The sequence below is a fragment of the Pseudomonas sp. PDM18 genome, assembly GCF_014852585.1.
Lineage (GTDB): Bacteria > Pseudomonadota > Gammaproteobacteria > Pseudomonadales > Pseudomonadaceae > Pseudomonas.
Genome location: NZ_JACVBX010000013.1, coordinates 20,198 through 40,382 on the forward strand (window position 1 = coordinate 20,198; position 20,185 = coordinate 40,382).

Annotated in this window: 20 protein-coding genes; 5 read left to right on the forward strand and 15 right to left on the reverse strand. The window is 64.6% G+C overall.

Annotated features, from left to right (window positions below; translation table 11 throughout):
- From IB274_RS23375 to glnH, 5 genes are read right to left on the reverse strand one after another with little or no spacing between them, the layout of a single operon-like run.
- Complete coding sequence (locus tag IB274_RS23375; protein WP_192435118.1) at positions 1 to 903, reverse strand: MurR/RpiR family transcriptional regulator; 903 nt, start codon at positions 901 to 903, stop codon at positions 1 to 3.
- Positions 900 to 1,958, reverse strand: a complete 1,059-nt coding sequence (locus IB274_RS23380; RefSeq protein WP_192435120.1) for a C45 family autoproteolytic acyltransferase/hydolase — start codon at positions 1,956 to 1,958, stop codon at positions 900 to 902. Before IB274_RS23380 ends, IB274_RS23375 begins: the two co-directional genes overlap by 4 nt.
- Before the next feature lie 9 nt (positions 1,959 to 1,967).
- A complete protein-coding gene (gene glnQ / locus IB274_RS23385; RefSeq protein ID WP_192435122.1) occupies positions 1,968 to 2,690 on the reverse strand; it encodes a glutamine ABC transporter ATP-binding protein GlnQ in 723 nt (240 codons plus the stop codon).
- Positions 2,687 to 3,343, reverse strand: a complete 657-nt coding sequence (glnP, locus tag IB274_RS23390) for a glutamine ABC transporter permease GlnP (protein ID WP_192435124.1) — start codon at positions 3,341 to 3,343, stop codon at positions 2,687 to 2,689. Before glnP ends, glnQ begins: the two co-directional genes overlap by 4 nt.
- A 16-nt stretch (positions 3,344 to 3,359) precedes the next feature.
- Positions 3,360 to 4,103, reverse strand: a complete 744-nt coding sequence (gene glnH, locus IB274_RS23395) for a glutamine ABC transporter substrate-binding protein GlnH (RefSeq protein WP_192435126.1) — start codon at positions 4,101 to 4,103, stop codon at positions 3,360 to 3,362.
- A 354-nt stretch (positions 4,104 to 4,457) separates the two neighbouring features.
- On the opposite strand from glnH, the gene IB274_RS23400 reads away from it, so the two are divergent.
- Together IB274_RS23400 and IB274_RS23405 are read left to right on the forward strand one after the other, a co-directional pair.
- Positions 4,458 to 5,786 (forward strand): aspartate aminotransferase family protein, encoded by a 1,329-nt coding sequence (locus IB274_RS23400; RefSeq protein ID WP_192435128.1) that lies wholly within the window; start codon positions 4,458 to 4,460, stop codon positions 5,784 to 5,786.
- 10 nt (positions 5,787 to 5,796) lie between these two features.
- Positions 5,797 to 6,360 carry a carboxymuconolactone decarboxylase family protein gene (locus tag IB274_RS23405; RefSeq protein WP_192435130.1) on the forward strand — a complete coding sequence of 188 codons (564 nt, stop codon included), beginning with the start codon at positions 5,797 to 5,799 and terminating at the stop codon, positions 6,358 to 6,360.
- On the opposite strand, the gene IB274_RS23410 is transcribed toward IB274_RS23405, so the two are convergent.
- The 5 genes from IB274_RS23410 to IB274_RS23430 are packed head-to-tail and all read right to left on the reverse strand — an operon-like array spanning position 6,347 to position 9,691.
- On the reverse strand, positions 6,347 to 7,108 hold the full coding sequence (locus tag IB274_RS23410; RefSeq protein ID WP_192435132.1) for an SGNH/GDSL hydrolase family protein: 762 nt from the start codon (positions 7,106 to 7,108) through the stop codon (positions 6,347 to 6,349). The two genes, IB274_RS23405 and IB274_RS23410, sit on opposite strands and share 14 nt — an antisense overlap.
- The gene (gene purT, locus IB274_RS23415) at positions 7,105 to 8,286 is read right to left on the reverse strand and encodes a formate-dependent phosphoribosylglycinamide formyltransferase (RefSeq protein ID WP_192435134.1); all 1,182 of its coding nucleotides are present in this window, start codon (positions 8,284 to 8,286) and stop codon (positions 7,105 to 7,107) included. The genes IB274_RS23410 and purT overlap by 4 nt, the downstream gene beginning before the upstream one ends.
- Before the next feature lie 58 nt (positions 8,287 to 8,344).
- Complete coding sequence (locus tag IB274_RS23420; protein ID WP_081515920.1) at positions 8,345 to 8,533, reverse strand: DUF1289 domain-containing protein; 189 nt, start codon at positions 8,531 to 8,533, stop codon at positions 8,345 to 8,347.
- Complete coding sequence (locus tag IB274_RS23425) at positions 8,526 to 9,053, reverse strand: gamma carbonic anhydrase family protein (RefSeq protein WP_192435136.1); 528 nt, start codon at positions 9,051 to 9,053, stop codon at positions 8,526 to 8,528. Before IB274_RS23425 ends, IB274_RS23420 begins: the two co-directional genes overlap by 8 nt.
- 41 nt (positions 9,054 to 9,094) lie before the next feature.
- Complete coding sequence (locus IB274_RS23430) at positions 9,095 to 9,691, reverse strand: CoA pyrophosphatase (RefSeq protein ID WP_401088184.1); 597 nt, start codon at positions 9,689 to 9,691, stop codon at positions 9,095 to 9,097.
- A 135-nt stretch (positions 9,692 to 9,826) separates the two neighbouring features.
- Here IB274_RS23430 and IB274_RS23435 point away from each other — a divergent pair, with 135 nt between their 5' ends.
- Together IB274_RS23435 and IB274_RS23440 are read left to right on the forward strand one after the other, a co-directional pair.
- Entirely contained in the window at positions 9,827 to 10,378 is a 552-nt protein-coding gene (locus tag IB274_RS23435; protein WP_192435140.1) for an NUDIX hydrolase, read from the forward strand.
- Between the two features lie 53 nt (positions 10,379 to 10,431).
- Complete coding sequence (locus IB274_RS23440) at positions 10,432 to 10,932, forward strand: L,D-transpeptidase family protein (protein ID WP_081515923.1); 501 nt, start codon at positions 10,432 to 10,434, stop codon at positions 10,930 to 10,932.
- A 39-nt stretch (positions 10,933 to 10,971) separates the two neighbouring features.
- Here IB274_RS23440 and IB274_RS23445 read toward each other — a convergent pair whose 3' ends face one another.
- From IB274_RS23445 to purL, 3 genes are all read right to left on the reverse strand, one after another.
- Positions 10,972 to 11,289 (reverse strand): YqfO family protein, encoded by a 318-nt coding sequence (locus IB274_RS23445; RefSeq protein WP_017522254.1) that lies wholly within the window; start codon positions 11,287 to 11,289, stop codon positions 10,972 to 10,974.
- 183 nt (positions 11,290 to 11,472) lie between these two features.
- Positions 11,473 to 11,733: a CDGSH iron-sulfur domain-containing protein gene (locus IB274_RS23450; RefSeq protein ID WP_192435142.1), complete on the reverse strand. Its 261-nt coding sequence runs from the start codon at positions 11,731 to 11,733 to the stop codon at positions 11,473 to 11,475.
- Positions 11,734 to 11,813: 80 nt separating this feature from the next.
- Positions 11,814 to 15,710, reverse strand: coding sequence for a phosphoribosylformylglycinamidine synthase (gene purL, locus IB274_RS23455; RefSeq protein WP_192435145.1), 3,897 nt, complete (start codon positions 15,708 to 15,710; stop codon positions 11,814 to 11,816).
- Between the two features lie 290 nt (positions 15,711 to 16,000).
- Between purL and mltF the strand changes: the two genes are divergently transcribed.
- A complete protein-coding gene (gene mltF / locus IB274_RS23460; protein ID WP_192435147.1) occupies positions 16,001 to 17,476 on the forward strand; it encodes a membrane-bound lytic murein transglycosylase MltF in 1,476 nt (491 codons plus the stop codon).
- A 574-nt stretch (positions 17,477 to 18,050) separates the two neighbouring features.
- On the opposite strand, the gene tadA is transcribed toward mltF, so the two are convergent.
- Positions 18,051 to 18,572 carry a tRNA adenosine(34) deaminase TadA gene (tadA, locus tag IB274_RS23465; protein ID WP_225614990.1) on the reverse strand — a complete coding sequence of 174 codons (522 nt, stop codon included), beginning with the start codon at positions 18,570 to 18,572 and terminating at the stop codon, positions 18,051 to 18,053.
- A complete protein-coding gene (locus IB274_RS23470) occupies positions 18,560 to 19,963 on the reverse strand; it encodes a multicopper oxidase family protein (protein ID WP_192435149.1) in 1,404 nt (467 codons plus the stop codon). The genes tadA and IB274_RS23470 overlap by 13 nt, the downstream gene beginning before the upstream one ends.
- Positions 19,964 to 20,185 lie beyond the last annotated feature (222 nt).

Here is a 20,185-nt window from a genome sequence, read left to right on the forward strand (position 1 = left end):
TCAGAGCGACGCATTCAGCTCGCTGATCAGTTCTTCGCGCTGGCGCAGTGATTCCAGCGCGCTTTCGCCCAATCGCCCCGCCACCTCGCTCAACAACCCCTGCGCCAGCAGCATGAAGGCGCACATGCTGTTGCTGTAGAACAGGCTGTGGTTGGGCACATAGAAGCTGTGCCGCGCCACCTTCGCCAGCGGCGAGCTGGACGAATCGGTCAGCGCCACGACCTCGATGCCATGTCGGGCGGCGACTTCCGCGGTAGCGAGCACGCTGGGTGTATAGGGGAAGCAACTGGCGACCACCAGCACATCGCCGGCATCCAGTTGCGCCAACGCATCGGCCACGCCCTGGCGGCTGGCATCCAGCGCTGCCACGTCCTGGCGCAGCATGCCCAGGCCGTAGGACATGAACAGCGCCAGCGAGGTGAACTGCCGCATGCCATGGATACGTACACGGGGAACAGTGGCCAGCAACTCCGCGACGCGGGCGAAGACTTCTGGCTCGACCTGCTCGATCAGGCTGGCGATGTTGGTGCTTTCCTGCCGGCCCAGGCGGGTCAGGCGCGACAGCGTGGTGTCGGCTGGAGTGAGCAACAGGCGCGAGGCCTGGTCGCTGTAGAAATTCTTGCCTTCGGTCAGCTCGCGGCGAAATACATCCTGGAACTTGCTGAAGCCGCCATACCCCAGACGCTGGGCCAGGCGCGACAACGTCGAGGCATTCACCCCGAGCTGCTCCGACAATTCGCTGATCGAAGACACCGCGGTGCGCTGCGGCGCCTCGATCAGCGCAGCCAGTACCCGCCGCGAACTGCCGCCCAGAGAAATACCCGATTCGCCACGCTCGATAGCCTCCAGCAGTTGCTTGAGGGCTCCCAGGTTATCGGGCAATGCGGCGGGCGCTTGGGTCATCGTGCAGGTCCGTTGGCGGAATGAGGGCGGATACTGCCGGCGGCTTCCACGTGCTGGACGTCGGGCTGGCAGTAGACGCGCCATTCTACCGAGTTCGCCCCGATGCGAAACACGGCGGTGGCCAGGGTGTTCTCCTCGTCCGGATCATCCTCCGCGCGCCGGTAGATCGGCAGCTCGGGGCCGGCGACATCCCGCAGGATCGCCAGCGCGCGGGACTCATCCAGCAGACCCGCGCCATCCCCCAGCAGGCCATCGACACGGTGCTGGCGGCTGCCGGAACTGCCAGTGATGCGCTGCCCGGCGGCGGCCAGCCCGGCATCCAGCAGATGATTGGCGTGCCCGCCGAGACGCCGCACCTTGCGCACAACGACGTCGGACGAGCACGCTTCGACGCTCAGCAGATGACCCGAGCCGACCTGTCCGAGGGTATAGTGGAAGGCACCGGCACGGCCCGCGCGGGAGAGCACGTCGACCGCCTCATCCAGGCTGGCACAATCCAGCACCGCACGGGCCAGTACCTGACGCGGCAGGCCGGTCGGGATGTTGGCAGGGCGGATGTTGTTCACCGTACTGACCAGCCCGGCGGCATTCACTGCGAAGGTGTGGCCGGGAATGGAGCCGGGGTAGACGAAGCTGGTGAAAGCCATGCCTTGCTCCGGCGCCGCCTGCAGCAGGCCGCAGGCACCCTCGAGGGAGGGCAGACCATCCTCGTTGTGGGCGATCAGCCAGCCCTCGGCGGCCGGCCCGAACACCGTGGTGCAGCCATCCACGCTCTGCGGGCTGACGAAGTCGCCGCGGCAATTCCACAGGAAGACTTCCTCGACCGGCAGTTCCAGTCCATCGGCCAGGCCGCGGATTTCCTCCCAGATACGCGGGAACCCGGCCTCGACCTGCGTCTGCATGGTTTTCGCCACGTCCGAGCCGGCCCGGGCCGCGAGGCTCTGCCACAGCGGCAGCGGGCGCAGGCGCTGGTGCACCGCGTCGCGGCCGAAACGGCCCAGGCCCAAGCCGATGTCGTAAGGGCTGCCGCCCAATTTCAGGGGTTGCAGGATCATTGATGCACCTCAGGCGACATGTTGCAGGAACTCGCGCAGGCGCGGGCTGGTGGGGTTGCCGATCAGGCTCGCGGGGTCGCCGTCCTCGGTGATGCGGCCCTTGTCGATGAAGATCAGCCGCGAGGCGACCTTGCGGGCGAAGTCGATCTCGTGGGTGACGATGACCATGGTCATGCCCTCCTCCGCCAGGTCCTTCATCACCTGCAGCACTTCATGGCGCAGCTCGGGGTCGAGCGCCGAGGTGGGCTCGTCGAACAGCATCAGCTTGGGCTTCACCGCCAGCGCGCGGGCGATGGCCACGCGCTGCTGCTGGCCGCCGGACAACTCCGAAGGATAATGCCCAGCGCGCTCGGAAAGCCCCACCTTCGCCAGCAACTGACGCGCCTGCGCCTCGGCGTCTGCCTTCTTCGCCCCGCGCACGCGGATCGGCCCGAAGGCGACGTTCTCCAGCGCAGTCATCTGCGGGAACAGGTGGAACTGCTGGAACACCATCCCCGCCTCCTGGCGGATCAGGCGCTCGTCCACCTTCGGGTCGTTGACCTCCATGCCATCGACGAACAGCTGGCCGTCGGTGATCACTTCGAGCTTGTTGATGCAGCGCAGCAGCGTCGATTTGCCGGAGCCGGAAGGGCCGATGATGACCACCACTTCGCCGTTGCCGATCTTCAGGTTGATGTCGTGGAGCACCTGGGTCTCGCCAAAATGCTTGGAGACCTGCTTGAACTCGATCATAGGATCTTCAGCCTCGATTCCATGCGCCGCAGCACGTAGCTCAGTACCAGCGTGATGATCAGGTAGATCACCGCCACCGCCGACCAGATTTCCATCGCGCGGAAGTTGCCGGCGATCACTTCCTGACCCTGGCGGGTCAGTTCGGCGACGCCGATGACGATGAACAGCGAGGTGTCCTTGATGCTCACGATCCACTGGTTGCCCAGCGCCGGGATCATTCGCCGAAAGGCCAACGGAGCGATCACGTAGCGCAGCGTGTCGCGCCCGGAAAGCCCCAGCGCCAGCCCCGCCTCACGGAAGCCCTTGTTCACCGAGAGCAGCGCACCGCGGGTGATCTCGGCGATGTAGGCGCCGGAGTTGATCATGATGGTGACCACCGCCGCGCTGAACGGATCGATGCGCACCGGGATCATCAGCGGCAGGGCGAAGTAGATGAACATCACCTGGACCATGATCGGCGTGCCACGGATCAGCTCGACGAACACCAGCGCCGCGCGGCTGCCGAAGAAGCCGCCGTAGGCGCGGCCGACACCGGCCACCAGGCCGATCACCGCGCCGCCGATCAGGCCGAGAATGGATATCCACAGGGTCAGCCGGGCGCCCTCGAGCAGCACCGGCAACGCGTCCCAGATGGCGGACCATTGGAAATGCATGGATGCCTACCTCGTCTTATTTCGGATCAGTGCCGAACCACTTGCGGTAGATCTGCGCGTAGGTGCCGTCCTCACGCAGCTTCTTCAGCGCCGCGTTCACCGGCTCGCGCAGCTCGCTGCCCTTGGGGAAGCCGATGCCGTACTGCTGCGCCATCATCTGCTCGCCCACGGCCTTCACCTGCCCGTCCCCGGCGGTCTTGATGTAGTAGAGGACGTTGGGGGTGTCGTGCATCGCGGCATCGACGCGGCCGGTGCGCAGCTCCAGGTAGGCGTTGTCGACATTGGGGAACTGGCGCAGGTCGCCAGCCTTCAGATTGGCCTTGGCGTAGTCCGCCGCCGAGGTGCCGCTCTTCACCGCAAGGCTCTTGCCGGCAATGTCCGCGGAGCTCTTGATGCTGTCGTTGTCGGCCTTGACCATCAGCAGGAAGCCACTGTCGTAGTAGCCGTCGGAGAAGTCGATGACCTGCTTGCGGTCTTCCTTGATGGTGATGCCGGCCAGGGCGGCGTCGACATTGCGGGTTTGCAGCGCGGGGATGATGCCGTTGAAATCCATCGGCTTGAGCTGGTAGCTCACGCCCATCTCCTTGGCGATGGCAGCCCAGAGGTCGATGTCGAAGCCGACGTACTTGTCGCCCTGCTTGAACTCGAAGGGAACGAAGGCGGTATCGGTGGCGATCAGCAGCTCCTTGTCGGCAGCCATCGACTGACTGGCGGCGAACAGGGAGAGAGCGGCGAACGAGGCTTGCAGCAGCTTTTTCATGCAGGACTTCCTCTTGCGGGACGGCGGGATGCGCCACCCTGGGGGCGGCGCGCATTAGCGGCAGTTCGATGCAACGGGCCGGGGCCCGGACTTTATTGTTTTAAGCGGCTAACCCACATTCTGGGCTGCATGCACTTGCGTGCTTTTGTGCAAAATAAACATGCAAATAAAATCATTGCAAGCATTTTTCGCCGATCTGCAAATCCAACGAAATGACTTCGACCGCCCATTCCACGCGGCCGAAGGCTGAAACAACGGGAAAACCCGAGCCAATCCCGCCATTCCAGGTGCACAAGAAAAATTTGCCAAGCGCAAAAATGCATTTAATATTTGCGCAAACCCCTGGAGGTCACCATGAGCCACGTCCTGCACCGCAGTCTCATCCAGTCCTACCCTATGGCCGTTCGCGGCGACGGGGCCTACCTGATCGACAGCGAGGGACGCCGCTACCTCGATGCCAGCGGCGGTGCCGCGGTGTCCTGCCTGGGGCACAGCGACGCCGAGGTGATCGACGCGGTGCGCCGGCAGGTCGGCACCCTGGCCTATGCCCATACCTCCTTCTTCACCAGCGAGCCAATGGAAGAGCTGGCCGACTTCCTGATCGCCCGCGCACCGGCCGGGATGCGCTCGGTTTACTTCGTCTCCGGCGGTTCGGAAGCGGTAGAGGCGGCGCTCAAGCTGGCCCGCCAGTACTTCGTGGAGATCGGCCAGCCGCAGCGCACGCACTTGATCGCACGGCGCCAGAGTTACCACGGCAACACCCTCGGCGCCCTGGCCACCGGCGGCAACGCCTGGCGGCGCCAGCAGTTCCAGCCGCTGCTGATCGATGTCAGCCACGTCAGCCCCTGCTACGCCTATCGCGACCAGGCCGCAGGCGAAACGCCGGAAGCCTACGGCAAACGCCTGGCGCGGGAACTGGAAACTGAAATCCTCAACCTCGGCCCGGACAACGTCATGGCCTTCGTCGCCGAGCCTGTGGTAGGCGCCACGCTGGGCGCGGTGACCGCCGTGCCGGGCTACTTCAGGCGCGTGCGGGAAATCTGCGACCGCTATGGCGTGCTGCTGATCCTCGATGAAGTGATGTGCGGCATGGGCCGTACCGGCAGCCTGTTCGCCGCCGAACAGGAAGGCATCAGCGCCGACCTGATCACCATCGCCAAGGGACTGGGCGCCGGTTACCAGCCCATTGGCGCCACCCTGGTCAGCCAGCGTATCCATGACGCCATCGCCAACGGCTCGGGCTTCTTCCAGCACGGTCACACCTATATCGGCCATGCCACCGCCTGCGCCGCTGCCCTGGCCGTACAGAAGACCATCGAACAGCGCAACCTGTTGCCACGTGTGCGCGAGCTGGGCGAACAGTTGCAGCACCGCCTGCGCAGCGCCCTTGGCGAGCATCCCAACGTCGGTGACATTCGCGGACGCGGGCTGTTCCAGGGAGTGGAGCTGGTGGCCGACCGCGCCAGCAAGGCGCCCTTCCCCGCCGAAGCGAAACTGCACGCACGGATCAAGAAGGCCGCCATGCAGGAAGGCCTGATGTGCTACCCCATGGGCGGCACGCTGGATGGCCGCCGCGGTGACCATATCCTGCTGGCCCCGCCCTTTATCCTCGAAGAAGCGCAGCTGGATGAACTGACTGAAAAGCTGCAGCGCGCCATCGTCAACGCCATCAGCAGCCTCTGAAGGACCTCGTATGAAAATCGATTCACGCCTGACCCCGCTGTCCGATGCCAACATGGACGACGACCAGCGCCGCGTATTGCAGGAGATCCTCAGCGGCCCGCGCGGCAATCTGGACGGCCCGTTCCTGGCCTGGGTACACAGCCCCAGGTTGGCGGACAATGCGCAGAAGCTCGGCGCGTTCTGCCGCTACGGCACGCGCCTGGAACTGAGGCTGAGTGAACTGGCGATCCTGGTCACCGCCGCGTGGTGGCAATCCCAGGCGGAATGGCAAATCCACGAACCCATCGCGCGCCAGGCCGGCCTCAGCGACGAGGTGATCGAGGCCTTGCGGCAGAATCGGACGCCGGACTTCCAGCGTGAAGACGAACGCCTGATCCATCGCCTGGGCCGCTCGCTGTATGAAACCCGACGCATCGAACAGGCGCTGTACGAAGAAGCCACGGCCTGCTTCGGTGAAGCCGGGCTAGTGGAGCTAGTGGGGATATTCGGCTACTACGCGTTGGTCGCCATGACGCTCAATGCATTCTCGGTGCGGCGCGAAACCGAGGCGCCACTGCCGTTCAAAGAGCCTTGAAACCTGCCCAGGCTTCCACCGGGGGCCGGGAAACCAACCATTGCGCCAGATGCTCTCCCCACACCTGATACCCCAGCGCCGAAGGGTGATACCCATCGATGGCGAGGAACTGCGGCTGCATCTCCAGGCTCACCCCGCAATAGCCCGCGCCCTGCACCAGCGCCAAGGCACTGAGCTGGCGATCCAGCAGCATCGCCCGCCAACCCAGCAGCTGCCGCAATAACCAGGGCAACGCCGTGAAGTGCTGCAACGGTGGCACCGCCGTGCACACCACCCGCGCGCCACGGCCGCGGAAGTGCTCGATCAACTGCCCGAGGGAGGTCAACCAACGCTGGCTGGAGCTGAAGTGCGTGGTGTCGTTGACGCCGAAGACCAGCGCCACGAGGTCATAATCCTGTTCGGCGACTAGCGGCAGCAGACGTTCGCAGGCTTCGCCGGCAGTGATGCCGTTCTCCCCCACTGCACGCCAGGCGACGGGGCGCTGGAGACGATCTGAAAGTGCCAAAGCCAGCCGGCCGGCCAAGGCGAAATCCAGGCAGGAAGCGCCGACACCGGCGACGGTGGACTCCCCCAGCAACATCAGGCGAAAGGGTTCCCCAGCAAGCCCCACCCCTGCGACGCCTTCGCGAACGCCGGCGGCTGGGGCCAGGCGCAGGGCCGTGCGCCGGGTGCGCGCAGCCAAGGGCAGGGCCAGCGGCAGCAACGGTAACACCGCTGCCCACCACATCAGCCCCGCCCAGCGGCTCACAGCTCGACTTTGACCGATTGGGCCGAACGGGTGGCCTTGGCGCGAGCGGCGTCGATCGACTCATCGCGCGCCAACGCCACGCCCATGCGGCGCTGGCCGTCCACTTCCGGTTTGCCGAACAGGCGTAGCGCGGTGTCCGGCTCGCTCAGTGCAGCGCCGAGGTTGCCGAAGGAAACCTGCTGCGACTTGCCTTCCACCAGGATCACCGCCGAGGCGGAGTCGCCCAACTGGCGAATCACCGGGATCGGCAGGCCGAGGATGGCGCGCGCGTGCAGAGCAAACTCGGAGAGGTCCTGGGAGATCAAGGTGACCAAGCCGGTGTCGTGCGGGCGCGGCGAGACTTCGCTGAACCACACTTCATCGCCCTTCACGAACAGTTCCACACCGAACAGGCCGCGGCCGCCCAGCGCTTCGGTGACCGCTCTGGCCACGCGCTCGGACTCGGCCAGCGCCTTCGGGCTCATCGCCTGGGGTTGCCACGACTCGTGGTAATCGCCCTTCACCTGGCGGTGGCCGATGGGTGCGCAGAAGGTAGTGCCGCCAATATGACGCACAGTCAGCAGGGTAATCTCGTAGTCAAAGTCGATGAAGCCTTCAACGATGACGCGGCCCTTGCCGGCGCGACCGCCTTCCTGGGCGTAATCCCAGGCGGTCTTCAGGTCGGCGTCGGACTTGAGCACGCTCTGGCCCTTGCCCGAGGAGCTCATGATCGGCTTCACCACGCACGGATAGCCCACGGCGACGACACCTGCGGCGTAGTCCTCGTAGGTGTCGGCAAAATGATAAGGCGAAGTCGGCAGGCCCAGCTCTTCGGCGGCCAGGCGCCGGATGCCTTCGCGGTTCATGGTCAGCTGCGCGGCACGGGCGGTGGGGATCACGGTGTAGCCTTCGTTCTCCAGCTCGACCAGGGTCGCGGTGGCAATGGCTTCGATCTCCGGCACGATGTAATGCGGCTTCTCCTGCTCGATCACTGCGCGCAGGGCGACACCGTCGAGCATGCTGATCACGTGGCTGCGGTGCGCGACCTGCATGGCCGGCGCGTTCTCGTAGCGGTCGACGGCGATGACTTCGCAGCCCAGGCGCTGCAGCTCGATCGCCACTTCCTTGCCCAGCTCGCCGGAGCCACAGAGCAGTACGCGGGTCGCGCTCGGCGACAGGGGAGTTCCAATACGGGGCATTGCGGGAAACCTCGGGAAGGGAAAGTTCGAAACGGGTTAGCTCTCAGGCGGGAAGGCTCTAGACCAGCACGCCCTGCTCACGGGCGCGCTGATCGCAACGCTTCAGCACCTCACGGCGCTCGGCGTTGTCCATCAAGCCCCAGCGGGTGATTTCGGCGGCGCTGCGCTGGCAGCCCAGACAGATGTCGGCGTCGTCCAGCGCGCAGACGTGCACGCAGGGCGAGGCGACCGGACGTTCTTCAGTCATCTTCCTGCTCGGCCAGGTCGCGGGCGTAGCGCTGGGCGTTGTGAACGTAATGGGCGGCGCTGGCTTCGAGCATTTTCTTCTGCGGCTCGGTCAGCTCGCGTACCACCTTGCCGGGGGAGCCCATGACCAGGGAGCCGTCGGGAATTTCCTTGCCCTCGGGAATCAGCGCGTTGGCGCCAATGATGCAGTACTTGCCGATCTTCGCGCCGTTGAGGATCACCGCGTTAATGCCGATGAGGCTGTAGTCGCCCACCGTGCAGCCGTGCAGCATGGCGTTGTGGCCGATGGTCACGCCCTTGCCCAGGGTCAGCGGGAAGCCCATGTCGGTGTGCATGACAGTGCCGTCCTGCACGTTGCTGTGCTCGCCGATGTGGATCAGCTCGTTGTCGCCGCGCAGCACGGCGTTGAACCACACGTTGGCGCCGGCATCCAGGCGCACCTTGCCAACCACCGTGGCGTTGGGGGCGATCCAGCTTTCCGGATGGGTTTCGACTCGGGACGAGCCCAGGCGGTACTTCATGGGTTTCTCCTCAGGAGCGGGCCGCTCTTGATTATCGGGTCTCAGCTCAGCTTGATGAACGTCGACGGCGGCTGGTGCAGGTCGATGCGAGCGTCGTACAGCAGGTTCAGCAACTCGACCAGCATGATCGCGGACAGGCCCCAGATCTTGTAGCCCTCGAACAGGTAGCTCGGGACGTACCAGCTGCGGCCGAAATAGTCGATGCGGTGGGTGGTTTCCCGCGGGTCGCCACGGAAGAATTCCAGCGGCACCTTGAACACGGCGTCGATCTCGCCGTCGTTGGGGCGATACTCCACGAAATCGGGGACGAAGCCGACGAATGGCTTGACCAGGATACCGTGCCGCGACACCAGGGTGCTTAACGGCCCGACGACCTCCACCAGCCCCGGTGGCAGGGCGATCTCCTCCTGCGCCTCGCGCAGGGCGGTGTGGATCAGGTCAACGTCCTCCGGATCGCGCCGTCCACCAGGGAAGGCGACTTCGCCGCTATGGGTCGAAAGCCCGGTCGCGCGCAGGGTGAGCACGAGCTCTTCCTGGGGAGTGATGGGGAGCAGGACCGCCGCTTCCGGGAAGCTGTGGTCCGTTTCAAGGTCGCTTGGCGTGTGCGTCTGTATGCGTTGGCGCAGCTGGTCCAGCATGCCGAACATCCTGCGGGGGCCGATTCTTCTAATTGAAGGATCATGGCACGAAAGACGCCCCTGCCCAACCCCCGCCCCTTGCTGGGCGCACCACGCAGCGCGCAAGATTGCTGCAATCTATAACAAGGAAACGGCATGAAATTCTGCAGCCAGTGCGGCGCCGGCGTGAACCTGCGCATCCCCAGCGGCGACAACCGCCCGCGCTTCGTCTGCGACCAGTGCCAGACCGTGCATTACCAGAACCCGCGCATCGTCGCCGGCTGCCTGCCAGTCTGGGAGGGGAAAATCCTCCTCTGCCGCCGCGCCATCCAGCCGCGCCAGGGCTTCTGGACACTGCCGGCGGGCTTCATGGAGAACGGCGAGACCCTGGAACAGGCTGCCGCCCGCGAGACCCTCGAAGAAGCCAACGCCCGCGTCCACGGCCTGCAGCTTTATACGGTCTTTGATCTACCGCATATCAGCCAGGTTTATATCTTCTTCCGCGCGGAACTGGCCGACCTGGACTTCTCCGCCGGCGAGGAAAGCCTGGAAGTGCAACTCTTCGAAGAATCCGACATTCCGTGGGACGAGCTGGCTTTCCCCACCGTGGGCCGTACCTTAGAATATTTCCTGTCGGATCGGATCGTTCAGAACTTCCCGATACGCAATGAAGGGATTCTCCCAATGTTTGCACAGAAAAAGAACTAATAAGCTCATTTACCGCCTCTAAGGCTTTAGGAACTACCGGGGAACACCACTCGATGCGCTGGTTGATTGCCGTACTTTGTCTGACCTTCGCAGCGTTCTCGCATGCCAACGCGATGCCCACGCTCGACGGTCGTATCGACAAGATTCTCGTGCTCAAGTCCGAGCGCAAACTGAACCTCATCAGCAACGGCAAGGTTCTCAAGAGCTATCGCGTGTCTCTGGGCAAGCGCCCGCAGGGCCCGAAGCTGGCCGAGGGCGACAACCGCACGCCGGAAGGCTTCTACTGGGTCGACTGGCGCAAGACCAGCGACAAGTACAACCTCTCCATGCATATCTCCTACCCCAACGCCCGCGACGTAGCCAAGGCGCGTGAAAAGAGCCTGTCGCCCGGCGGCATGATCATGATCCATGGCACGCCGATGGATGACGACTACCCGGAGTGGTACTTCTCGACTCTGGACTGGACCAATGGCTGCATCGCCATGACCAACGCCGATATGCGCGAGGTCTGGAGCCTGGTAAAGGACGGCACGCTGATCGAGATCCGCCCGTAAGCGGCAGCGGAAAGAAAAAAGGTGCCCGAGGGCGCCTTTTTAGAACACCATGTCCGACAGCCGCCAGACCTCGAAGGCCGGCGTCTCGTACGGGTGGGCCTGTTTGAGGGCCTTCACCGAGTCGTGGATCAACTCGTCGGCCACCACCATCTCCACCTTCCACTCGGCGACCTGCTCGACGCTGCCGGCCTGCCCGATGAAGGGGTTGCTGCCCTGCAGAGGGCGGAACTGTCCCTGTCCGAGCGCCTGCCAGCAACAGCTGTCATAGGCACCGATGCGTCCTGCACCGGCGGCGAACACCGCCTTCTTGACGGGTTCCAGATGGCTTTCCGGAACGTAGAAACACAGTTTGTACATCGGAGGCTCCGATCGAAACAGGGACACAGCCGTGACAAAGGACGCCACGGGTGACAAATCCTGCCACAAATAGTGGCACTTTGCCTCTTATGACTTGCAGGTCATCGTGGAAGTTCGACCGTCCGGTTCCGGGCTTGTTCGTTTGCGAACGACTTTGTACAAAAACTGTGACGGACTTCGATCTCACCGACCAGTGAAGCGCCGCCAGCGCTCTTTCAGACCTGGCGCCGTCGAGGAGTGGGAACCGTCGCAGAACGGTAACGTCGCCGACAGTCCGCAACTGCACAGCAGCAGATAGCGCTCTCGCCCGACCGTCAGTTCCAGCGAGTCGGTACAACTCGCGGCGGCATCCGGCGCGCTGGCGCAGTGCCCGCAGCGGCACAGGCGCAGGACCTGTCCCGGCGTGACGGCGCGAACTTCAGGAAGCCTCTCGTCGTCAGTCAACGCGCCCCTCCTCGGTGGCCGGACAAAGAAAAAGGGGAAAGCCGAAGCTTTCCCCTTTCTCGTGTTGCATCAGACCGGACTCAGCCGACCCAGACGCGGGCGTTGCGGAACATGCGCATCCAGCCGCCGTCCTCTTCCCACTCGTCCGGACGCCAGGAATTCTGCACCGCGCGGAACACACGCTCCGGGTGCGGCATCATGATGGTGACGCGGCCGTCGCGACTGGTTAGGCCGGTGATGCCACGCGGCGAGCCGTTCGGGTTGGCCGGGTAGCTCTCGGTGACCTTGCCCAGGTTGTCGACGAAACGCAGGGCCACGGTGCCGGACAGATCGGACTCCAGCAGCGCCTCCTCGCTCTCGAACTCCGCATGGCCTTCGCCGTGGGCGATGGCGATCGGCATGCGCGAACCGGCCATGCCCTGCAGGAAGATCGACTGCGATTCCTGTACCTGGACCATCGCCACGCGCGCTTCGAACTGCTCGGAACGGTTGCGTACGAAGTGCGGCCAGAACTCGGTGCCGGGGATCAGTTCGTGCAGGTTGGACATCATCTGGCAACCGTTGCACACGCCGAGGGCGAAGCTGTCCTTGCGCTCGAAGAAGGCCTGGAAGCCATCGCGGGCACGGGCGTTGAACAGGATCGACTTGGCCCAGCCTTCGCCGGCGCCCAGTACGTCACCGTAGGAGAAGCCGCCGCAGGCCACCAGGCCCTTGAACTGCTCCAGGCTGACGCGACCGGAGAGGATGTCGCTCATGTGCACGTCGACGGCGGCGAAGCCGGCGCGGTCGAAGGCCGCGGCCATTTCCACCTGACCGTTGACACCCTGCTCGCGCAGGATGGCGATCTGCGGGCGCACGCCTTTCTTGATATAGGGTGCGGCGATGTTGTCGTTGACGTCGAAGCTCAGTTTCACCGACAGGCCGGGATTGTCTTCTTCCAGCAGGCCGTCGAATTCCTGGTCGGCGCAGTCGGCGTTGTCACGCATGCGCTGGATGCGGTAGCTGGTCTCGCTCCAGATGCGCTGCAGGTTGCGGCGCTGGGCGTTGAAGACGCGCTCGCCATTGAAGGACAGCTCGATGTCGGCGCCACTGGCCGGCTGACCGATGACCGCGACACAGTCTTCAAGGCCGGCGGCACTGAACTGGGCCAGCACTTCCGGGGTGGCAGCAGAGCGCACCTGAATAACGGCGCCCAGTTCTTCGTTGAACAGGGCGGCGGTCAGCTCGTCACGGCTGTCGGCCAGTGCGTCGAGGTTCAGGTCCAGACCGCAATGACCGGCGAAGGCCATTTCGACTACGGTGGCCATCAGGCCGCCGTCGGAACGGTCGTGGTAGGCCAGCAGGTGGCCGTCGGCGTTCAGGCCCTGGATCACGGCGAAGAAGGCTTTCAGGTCTTCGGCGTCGTCGACGTCCGGAGCGGCGCGGCCGATCTGGCCGTTGACCTGGGCGAGGATCGAGCCGCCCATGCGGTTCTTGCCACGACTGAGGTCGATGACGATCAGGTCGCTCTCGCCCTTGTCCAGGCGCAGCTGCGGGGTCAGGGTCTTGCGCACGTCGTTGACCGGGGCGAAGCCGGAAATGATCAGCGACATCGGCGAAGTGACGCTCTTCTCGGCGTCTCCATCCTGCCAGCGGGTCTTCATGGACATGGAGTCCTTGCCCACCGGAATGGTGATGCCCAGCGCCGGGCACAGCTCCATGCCGACCGCCTTGACGGTGTCGTACAGGCGCGCGTCCTCGCCCGGGTGGCCGGCAGCGGCCATCCAGTTGGCGGAGAGCTTGATCTCGGAAATCTTGTCGATGCTCGCGGCGGCCAGGTTGGTGATGGTCTCGCCGATCGCCATGCGGCCGGAGGCCGGGGCGTCGATCACGGCCAGCGGAGTACGCTCGCCCATGGCCATCGCTTCACCGGTGTAGACGTCGAAGCTGGTGGCGGTGACGGCGCAGTCGGCCACCGGGACCTGCCACGGGCCGACCAACTGATCGCGGGCAACCAGGCCGGTGATGGTGCGGTCGCCGATGGTGATCAGGAAGTTCTTGCTAGCCACGGCCGGGTGACGCAATACGCGCTCGGTAGACTCGACGAGGTCCAGGCCGGCGGCGGCGAAGTCATCGCCCAGCTCGGCTTCGCGGGTGACCGAACGGTGCATGCGCGGCGGCTTGCCGAGCAGCACTTCAAGCGGCATGTCCACCGGCTTGTTGCCGAAGTGGCTGTCGGCGACGGTCAGCTGCAGCTCTTCGGTAGCTTCGCCGACCACCGCGAACGGGCAGCGCTCGCGCTCGCAGATGGCCTTGAAAGTCTCGAAGTCGGCGGCGTCCACCGACATCACGTAGCGTTCCTGCGACTCGTTGCACCAGATTTCCAGCGGGCTCATGCCCGGCTCGTCATTGGGTACGTTGCGCAGTTCGAAGCGGCCGCCACGGCCGCCATCGTTGATCAGTTCCGGCAGGGCGTTGGAGATGCCGCCCGCGCCCACGTCGTGGATGAACTTGATCGGGTTGTTCTCGCCCATCTGCCAGCAGCGGTCGATGACCTCCTGGCAGCGGCGTTCCATTTCCGGGTTTTCGCGCTGCACCGAAGCGAAGTCCAGGTCAGCGGCGGAAGCGCCGGTGGCCATGGAGGAAGCGGCGCCGCCGCCCAGGCCGATCAGCATGGCCGGGCCGCCGAGCACGATGAGCTTGGCGCCGACCGAGATCTCGCCCTTCTGCACGTGGTCTTCGCGGATGTTGCCCAGGCCGCCGGCGATCATGATCGGCTTGTGGTAACCGCGGACTTCCTCACCACGCGGGGTGGCGATGGCCTGCTCGAAGGTACGGAAGTAGCCGGCCAGGTTCGGGCGGCCGAATTCGTTGTTGAACGCGGCGCCGCCCAGCGGGCCTTCGATCATGATGTCCAGCGGGGTGACGATGCGCTCGGGCTTGCCGTAGGGCACTTCCCAGGGCTGCTCGAAACCGGGGATGTTGAGGTTGGAAACGGTGAAGCCGACCAGACCGGCCTTCGGCTTGGCGCCACGCCCGGTCGCGCCTTCGTCGCGGATCTCGCCGCCGGAGCCGGTGGAGGCGCCGGGGAAGGGAGCGATGGCGGTCGGGTGGTTGTGGGTCTCCACCTTCATCAGGATATGCACCGGTTCTTCACTGGCGCCGTACTGGCGGGTCTCGGCGTTCGGGTAGAAGCGGCCGGCGACGTAGCCCTTCATCACCGCGGCGTTGTCCTTGTAGGCGGACAGCACGCCTTCGCGGTGCATTTCATAGGTGTTCTTGATCATGCCGAACAGGCTCTTGTCCTGAGCCTGGCCGTCGATATCCCAACTGGCGTTGAAGATCTTGTGGCGGCAGTGTTCAGAGTTGGCCTGGGCGAACATCATCAGCTCGACGTCGTGTGGGTTGCGACCCATCTCGACGAAGCTCTTTACCAGGTAGTCGATCTCGTCTTCGGCCAGGGCCAGGCCCAGCTCGAGGTTGGCCTTCTCCAACGCGGCGCGACCGCCAGCGAGGATGTCGACCACGGTCAGCGGCTTGGGCTGGGCGTGGCTGAACAGGGCCGAAGCTTCTTCGAGCTCATTCAGTACAAGCTGGGTCATGCGGTCGTGCAGGCGGGCGGCGACGGCTTGCGCGTCGGCCTCGCTCAGGTCGCCGGTGACGTAGTAGGCGATGCCGCGCTCGAGGCGCTCGATCTTCGCCAGGCCGCAGTTGCGGGCGATGTCAGAGGCCTTGCTCGACCAGGGCGAGATGGTGCCGAAGCGCGGGAGAACCAGGAACAGACGGCCGGCGGGCTCCTGCACGGGAACGCTCGGACCGTATTTCAGCAGGCGCGCCAGGACTTGTTCTTCCTCGGCGTTGAGGGCTCCGGTGACCTCGGCGAAGTGCGCAAACTCGGCATACAGCCCGGTGACGGCGGGCACATGCTGGGTCAGCAGGTCGAGCAGTTTGCCGTGGCGGAAAGCGGAAAGGGCGGGAGCACCGCGCAGGATCAGCATTGTCGGAACAGCCTCTGGAGACGGGGAAGTGTGTGGGGCCGGCCGGGCCGGCCCACAGAGGCCGTGCATTCTACCGTAAAGCGTTGCTCGGCGGCAGCTTTCAAGTACCTTCCTTGCCGTTGCTCCGGCGGAAATCGCCATTCATCTTCGAAGGCCTTCGAGCGGCCTAGGAAAAATCCCAGCCCTGCGGCCTTCAGCACGGAAAATGCCGACGAACGGCTCCCCAGCTAGCAGAGAAGCTTCGAGCTGTCGAGATATGGCGCACAACGGCCTTTGCGTATACTGCCCTGATGCTTGCCCTGACTGTGTCCCGTGTGCGCTGCACCGCCTGGATCTTGGCGACCTGTATCTTTCTGCTGCTTTCCGGCTGTAGCGAGGCGAAAGCCCCGACGGCCCTCGAGCGCGTGCAGAAGGACGGCGTGCTGCGCGTGATCACCCGCAACAGTCCGGCCACCTACTTCCAGGACCGCAACGGCGATACCGGATTCGAGTACGAACTGGCCAAGCGCTTCGCCGATAGCCTGGGCGTGCAGTTGCAGATCGAAACCGCCGATAACATCGACGACCTCTACGACCGTATCGGCCGCGATGGCGGCCCGAACCTGGCGGCCGCCGGCCTGACCCCGGGCGGTGAACGCGATTCCCAGGTGCGCTACTCGCACTCCTACCTCGACGTCACCCCGCAGGTCGTCTATCGCAACGGCGCGCAGCGCCCCACCCGCCCCGAAGACCTGGTGGGCAAACGTATCGTCGTATTAAAGGGCAGCAGCCACGCCTCGCAACTGGCCGAACTGAAGAAGCAGTACCCCAAGCTGGAGTACCGCGAGTCCGACGCCGACGAGATGGTCGACCTGCTGCGCATGGTGGACGTGGGCGAGATCGACCTGACGCTGGTGGATTCCAACGAACTGGCAATGAACCAGGTGTACTTCCCCAACGTGCGCGTCGCCTTCGACCTCGGCGATGCCAAGGGCCTGGCCTGGGCACTGCCGGCCGGCGATGACAACAGCCTGATCGAGAAGGTCAACGCCTTCCTCGACAAGGCCAAGCAGGATGGCCTGCTGCAACGTCTGAAGGATCGCTACTACGGTCATGTGGACGTACTGGGCTACGTCGGTGCCTACACCTTCGCCCAGCACCTGCAGCAGCGCCTGCCCAAGTACGAGCCGCACTTCCGCCAGAGCGGCACCAAGCTCGAGGCCGACTGGCGGCTGCTGGCCGCCATCGGTTACCAGGAATCCATGTGGCAGCCCGACGCGACCTCCAAGACCGGCGTGCGCGGCCTGATGATGCTGACCAACCGCACCGCCCAGGCCATGGGCGTGGCCAACCGCCTGGACCCGAAACAGAGCATCCAGGGTGGCAGCAAGTATTACGTGCAGATCAAGGACGAATTGCCCGACAGCATCAAGGACCCGGACCGCATGTGGTTCGCCCTGGCCGCCTACAACATCGGCGGCGCCCACCTGGACGACGCGCGCAAGATGGCCGAGCAGGAAGGCCTGAACCCGAACAAGTGGCTCGACGTGAAGAAGATGCTGCCGCGCCTGGCGCAGAAGCAGTACTACCGCAAGACGCGCTACGGCTATGCGCGCGGCGGCGAGACCGTGCACTTCGTGCAGAACGTGCGCCGTTACTACGACATCCTCACCTGGGTAACCCAGCCGCAGATGGAAGGCGGCCAGCTCGCCGAAAGCGGCCTGCACCTGCCGGGCGTGAACAAGACCAAGCCCGATGATGAGGATGGGCGGGATCAGAAGCTCTGAGGCAGTCGTTCAGAGCATCTCCTGCGTAGCCTTTCCCAGACACGCACCCTCCATTACGAATCCCCACCGGCCGCGTAGCCGCGTCTGCGCAAAGCACGTGCCTCACTGCGACGTGGGTTTGTTGGTGATGGATTTCGCGGACAAGGTCCGCTCCTATGACAACCGAATCCCAGGCGCTGGGCTGGTTCGCGAGCAAGCTCGCTCCTACGAAGAGCCTCTACCCCATCCGCCCCTGGCTTTGGCTTTTAAAGACTTCCAGGAAAATATCCGCGCACGCCGAATGCCCCGTTCAGGAGGCCTCGTTGAAGCGGAGTTTCAGGGGTTGAGCGACATGGATGTCGCGAGAGCCGCGATGGGCCAGGGATGGCCCTTCGCGGCGGGCCCCTGAAACTTCGCTTCGACGAGGGAATTTTTCGCCTAGGCGAAAAACCGGATGTCCGGGGCAAGACTTTTGCCTACTTTGGGGCGTTTGCCAAAGTAGGTCGCCCGAGGGGGCGAAACCACAGAGTCCGAGCGCACGCCGAAGCGACGCAGCACACCCAACAAGAGGCCCAGTATCACAAAGGGAAAATGATCAGCCCTTGCTACGCCGCGCCTTGAAGAACGCCGACAACATCGCGCTGCACTCATCCCCCAGCACCCCGCCCTCCACCAGCACCCGGTGATTGAGAAAGTCCTGCTCGAAGAAGTTACCCCGACTGACCACCACTCCGGACTTCGGCTCGGCAGCACCAAACACCACGCGCTGGATGCGCGAATGCACCAGCAGGCCAGCGCACATGCTGCAAGGTTCGAGAGTCACATAGAGCGTACTGCCAGGCAGCCGATAATTCTGCGTAGCCGCAGAAGCCTCGCGGATCGCGACCATCTCGGCATGGGCACTGGGATCATGGGAAGTGATCGGCCGGTTGAAGCCACGCCCGATGACCAGCCCATCCAACACCAGCACTGCGCCCACCGGCACTTCGCCCAGGGCCGCACCCTGTTCGGCCAGCGCCATGGCCTCGCGCATGAAGGGGATGTCCTGGCTGCGGTCGATGACCGGCACCAGCCCCTTCACCGTCGGGTGTCCCTTGCTATTGGTCAGCCGCACCATGCCTCGCCCACCGCGATGGTTCCCATCAGGCCCGTCTCCATGTGATCGATCACGTGGCAGTGGAACATCCACAGGCCGGGGTTATCCGCCACCAGCGCCACGCGTGCCGTCTCATTCTTGCCCAGCAGGTAGGTGTCGGTGAAGTACGGGATGATGTCCCGACGATCCGAATCGAGCACCTTGAAGGCCATGCCGTGCAGGTGGATCGGGTGCTGATACTGGGTCATGTTGCGCAGCACGAAGATGTAGCTATTACCTTCCTTGAGCTTGGCCAGCGGCGGCGCGTTGTGCTTGTGCTCCTCACCGCCCTGCCAGGCCACGCCGTTGATCTGCCACAGCGAAGGCGTCGACTGGCCCTTGGAGTAGTCGGACATGGCGCCCACCCACTCGAACTTGAAGTTGATGGTCTCGGCATTCTTCAGGTCCGGCTCGGCAACCGGGTTGCGCGGCAGCGGGGCCGGCCACTTGGCAGTCGGTGCGTTGGGATTGGCGACGCCACGGATGGTCGCCAGGCGCACCGGACCGTTGCGCAGCGACAGCTCGACGCCTTCGGCCGGCCCACAGATGCCCAGCTCCAGGCGCATACCCGGACCGATCCAGTACTGGTCGTTCGGGCCCTTGCCGAAATCGCGCGGCTCCACCGGATGACCGTCGATGGCGTAGATCTTGGCCTCGGCATCCGGCAGATTTAGACGGTAGGTCACGGTGTTGTCGACGTTGAGGATGCGCACCCGGACGATCTCGCCGGCGGGCAGTTCGATCACCGGCGTACGCGCGCCGTTGATGGTCGACAGGCGCCCACGAGTGCCTTCACGTGCAGCCTCGCGGGGAACGCTGAAGGCGGTGAAATTGCCTTCCTCGTCGACGTGCCAGGTCTTCAGGTTGAGGATCTTCTCGCTGGTGAACTCGGTCGGCTCGCGCTCGTCGATGATCAGCGGCCCGACCAGGCCGCGGCCCAACTGCTCGCTGCTCATCAGGTGCGGGTGATACCAGTAGCTGCCGGCGTCCGGCGTCTTGAACTGGTAGACGAAGCTCTCGCCCGGCTGTACCGGCGGCTGCGAGATGTAGGGCACGCCGTCCATCTCGATGGGCAGGCGGATACCGTGCCAGTGGATGGTAGTTGGCTCGTCCAGCTTGTTGGTGAAGCGCACCCGCAGCCAGTCGCCCTGACGCGCGCGGATCTCCACGCCGGGAGCCTGGCCGCCATAGCCCAGGCCGGGGGTCTTGTGGCCGGGCACCAACTCCAGGTCAAGCGGGGCGGCGATCAGTTCGTAATCGTGCTCGGCGGCGACTTCCGGGCGCGCCAGCCAAATGCGCGCGCCACCGGCGCCCAGGCCGAGCACGGCCAGGCCGGCGATGCCGCCGAGTACTTGTCTACGGGTAAACGACATGGGTCCAGACTCCTAGAACAAGGGACTTGCGACCCCATCGGCTATCACGGAGGTTGGCGCGTTTCGCGCCTGGCGCCAGGCTCTTGCGGCCGGCTGCACGGTCCTGCCGGCTGAAACGCAAGCAGGAAGCAACTCTGCATGAAGAGGCAAACGCCTCTCATGCGCCAGGTCAAGGACGGGTATTCCCGCCCTCGCCTGTTGCAGAAGGCGGCGAGATTGCCG

Excerpts from the sequence above, each read along its gene's own strand:
- glnH (WP_192435126.1), bottom strand. The coding sequence starts at position 4,103 with ATGAAAAAGCTGCTGCAAGCCTCGTTCGCCGCTCTCTCCCTGTTCGCC.
- purT (WP_192435134.1), bottom strand. The coding sequence starts at position 8,286 with ATGCCCCGTATTGGAACTCCCCTGTCGCCGAGCGCGACCCGCGTACTG.
- mltF (WP_192435147.1), top strand. The coding sequence starts at position 16,001 with ATGCTTGCCCTGACTGTGTCCCGTGTGCGCTGCACCGCCTGGATCTTG.
- purL (WP_192435145.1), bottom strand. The coding sequence starts at position 15,710 with ATGCTGATCCTGCGCGGTGCTCCCGCCCTTTCCGCTTTCCGCCACGGC.
- IB274_RS23435 (WP_192435140.1), top strand. The coding sequence starts at position 9,827 with ATGAAATTCTGCAGCCAGTGCGGCGCCGGCGTGAACCTGCGCATCCCC.
- IB274_RS23375 (WP_192435118.1), bottom strand. The coding sequence starts at position 903 with ATGACCCAAGCGCCCGCCGCATTGCCCGATAACCTGGGAGCCCTCAAG.
- tadA (WP_225614990.1), bottom strand. The coding sequence starts at position 18,572 with ATGGTGCGGCTGACCAATAGCAAGGGACACCCGACGGTGAAGGGGCTG.
- IB274_RS23445 (WP_017522254.1), bottom strand. The coding sequence starts at position 11,289 with ATGTACAAACTGTGTTTCTACGTTCCGGAAAGCCATCTGGAACCCGTC.
- IB274_RS23440 (WP_081515923.1), top strand. The coding sequence starts at position 10,432 with ATGCGCTGGTTGATTGCCGTACTTTGTCTGACCTTCGCAGCGTTCTCG.
- glnQ (WP_192435122.1), bottom strand. The coding sequence starts at position 2,690 with ATGATCGAGTTCAAGCAGGTCTCCAAGCATTTTGGCGAGACCCAGGTG.
- IB274_RS23420 (WP_081515920.1), bottom strand. The coding sequence starts at position 8,533 with ATGACTGAAGAACGTCCGGTCGCCTCGCCCTGCGTGCACGTCTGCGCG.
- IB274_RS23405 (WP_192435130.1), top strand. The coding sequence starts at position 5,797 with ATGAAAATCGATTCACGCCTGACCCCGCTGTCCGATGCCAACATGGAC.
- IB274_RS23380 (WP_192435120.1), bottom strand. The coding sequence starts at position 1,958 with ATGATCCTGCAACCCCTGAAATTGGGCGGCAGCCCTTACGACATCGGC.
- IB274_RS23470 (WP_192435149.1), bottom strand. The coding sequence starts at position 19,963 with ATGTCGTTTACCCGTAGACAAGTACTCGGCGGCATCGCCGGCCTGGCC.
- IB274_RS23400 (WP_192435128.1), top strand. The coding sequence starts at position 4,458 with ATGAGCCACGTCCTGCACCGCAGTCTCATCCAGTCCTACCCTATGGCC.
- IB274_RS23425 (WP_192435136.1), bottom strand. The coding sequence starts at position 9,053 with ATGAAGTACCGCCTGGGCTCGTCCCGAGTCGAAACCCATCCGGAAAGC.
- IB274_RS23430 (WP_401088184.1), bottom strand. The coding sequence starts at position 9,691 with ATGCTGGACCAGCTGCGCCAACGCATACAGACGCACACGCCAAGCGAC.
- glnP (WP_192435124.1), bottom strand. The coding sequence starts at position 3,343 with ATGCATTTCCAATGGTCCGCCATCTGGGACGCGTTGCCGGTGCTGCTC.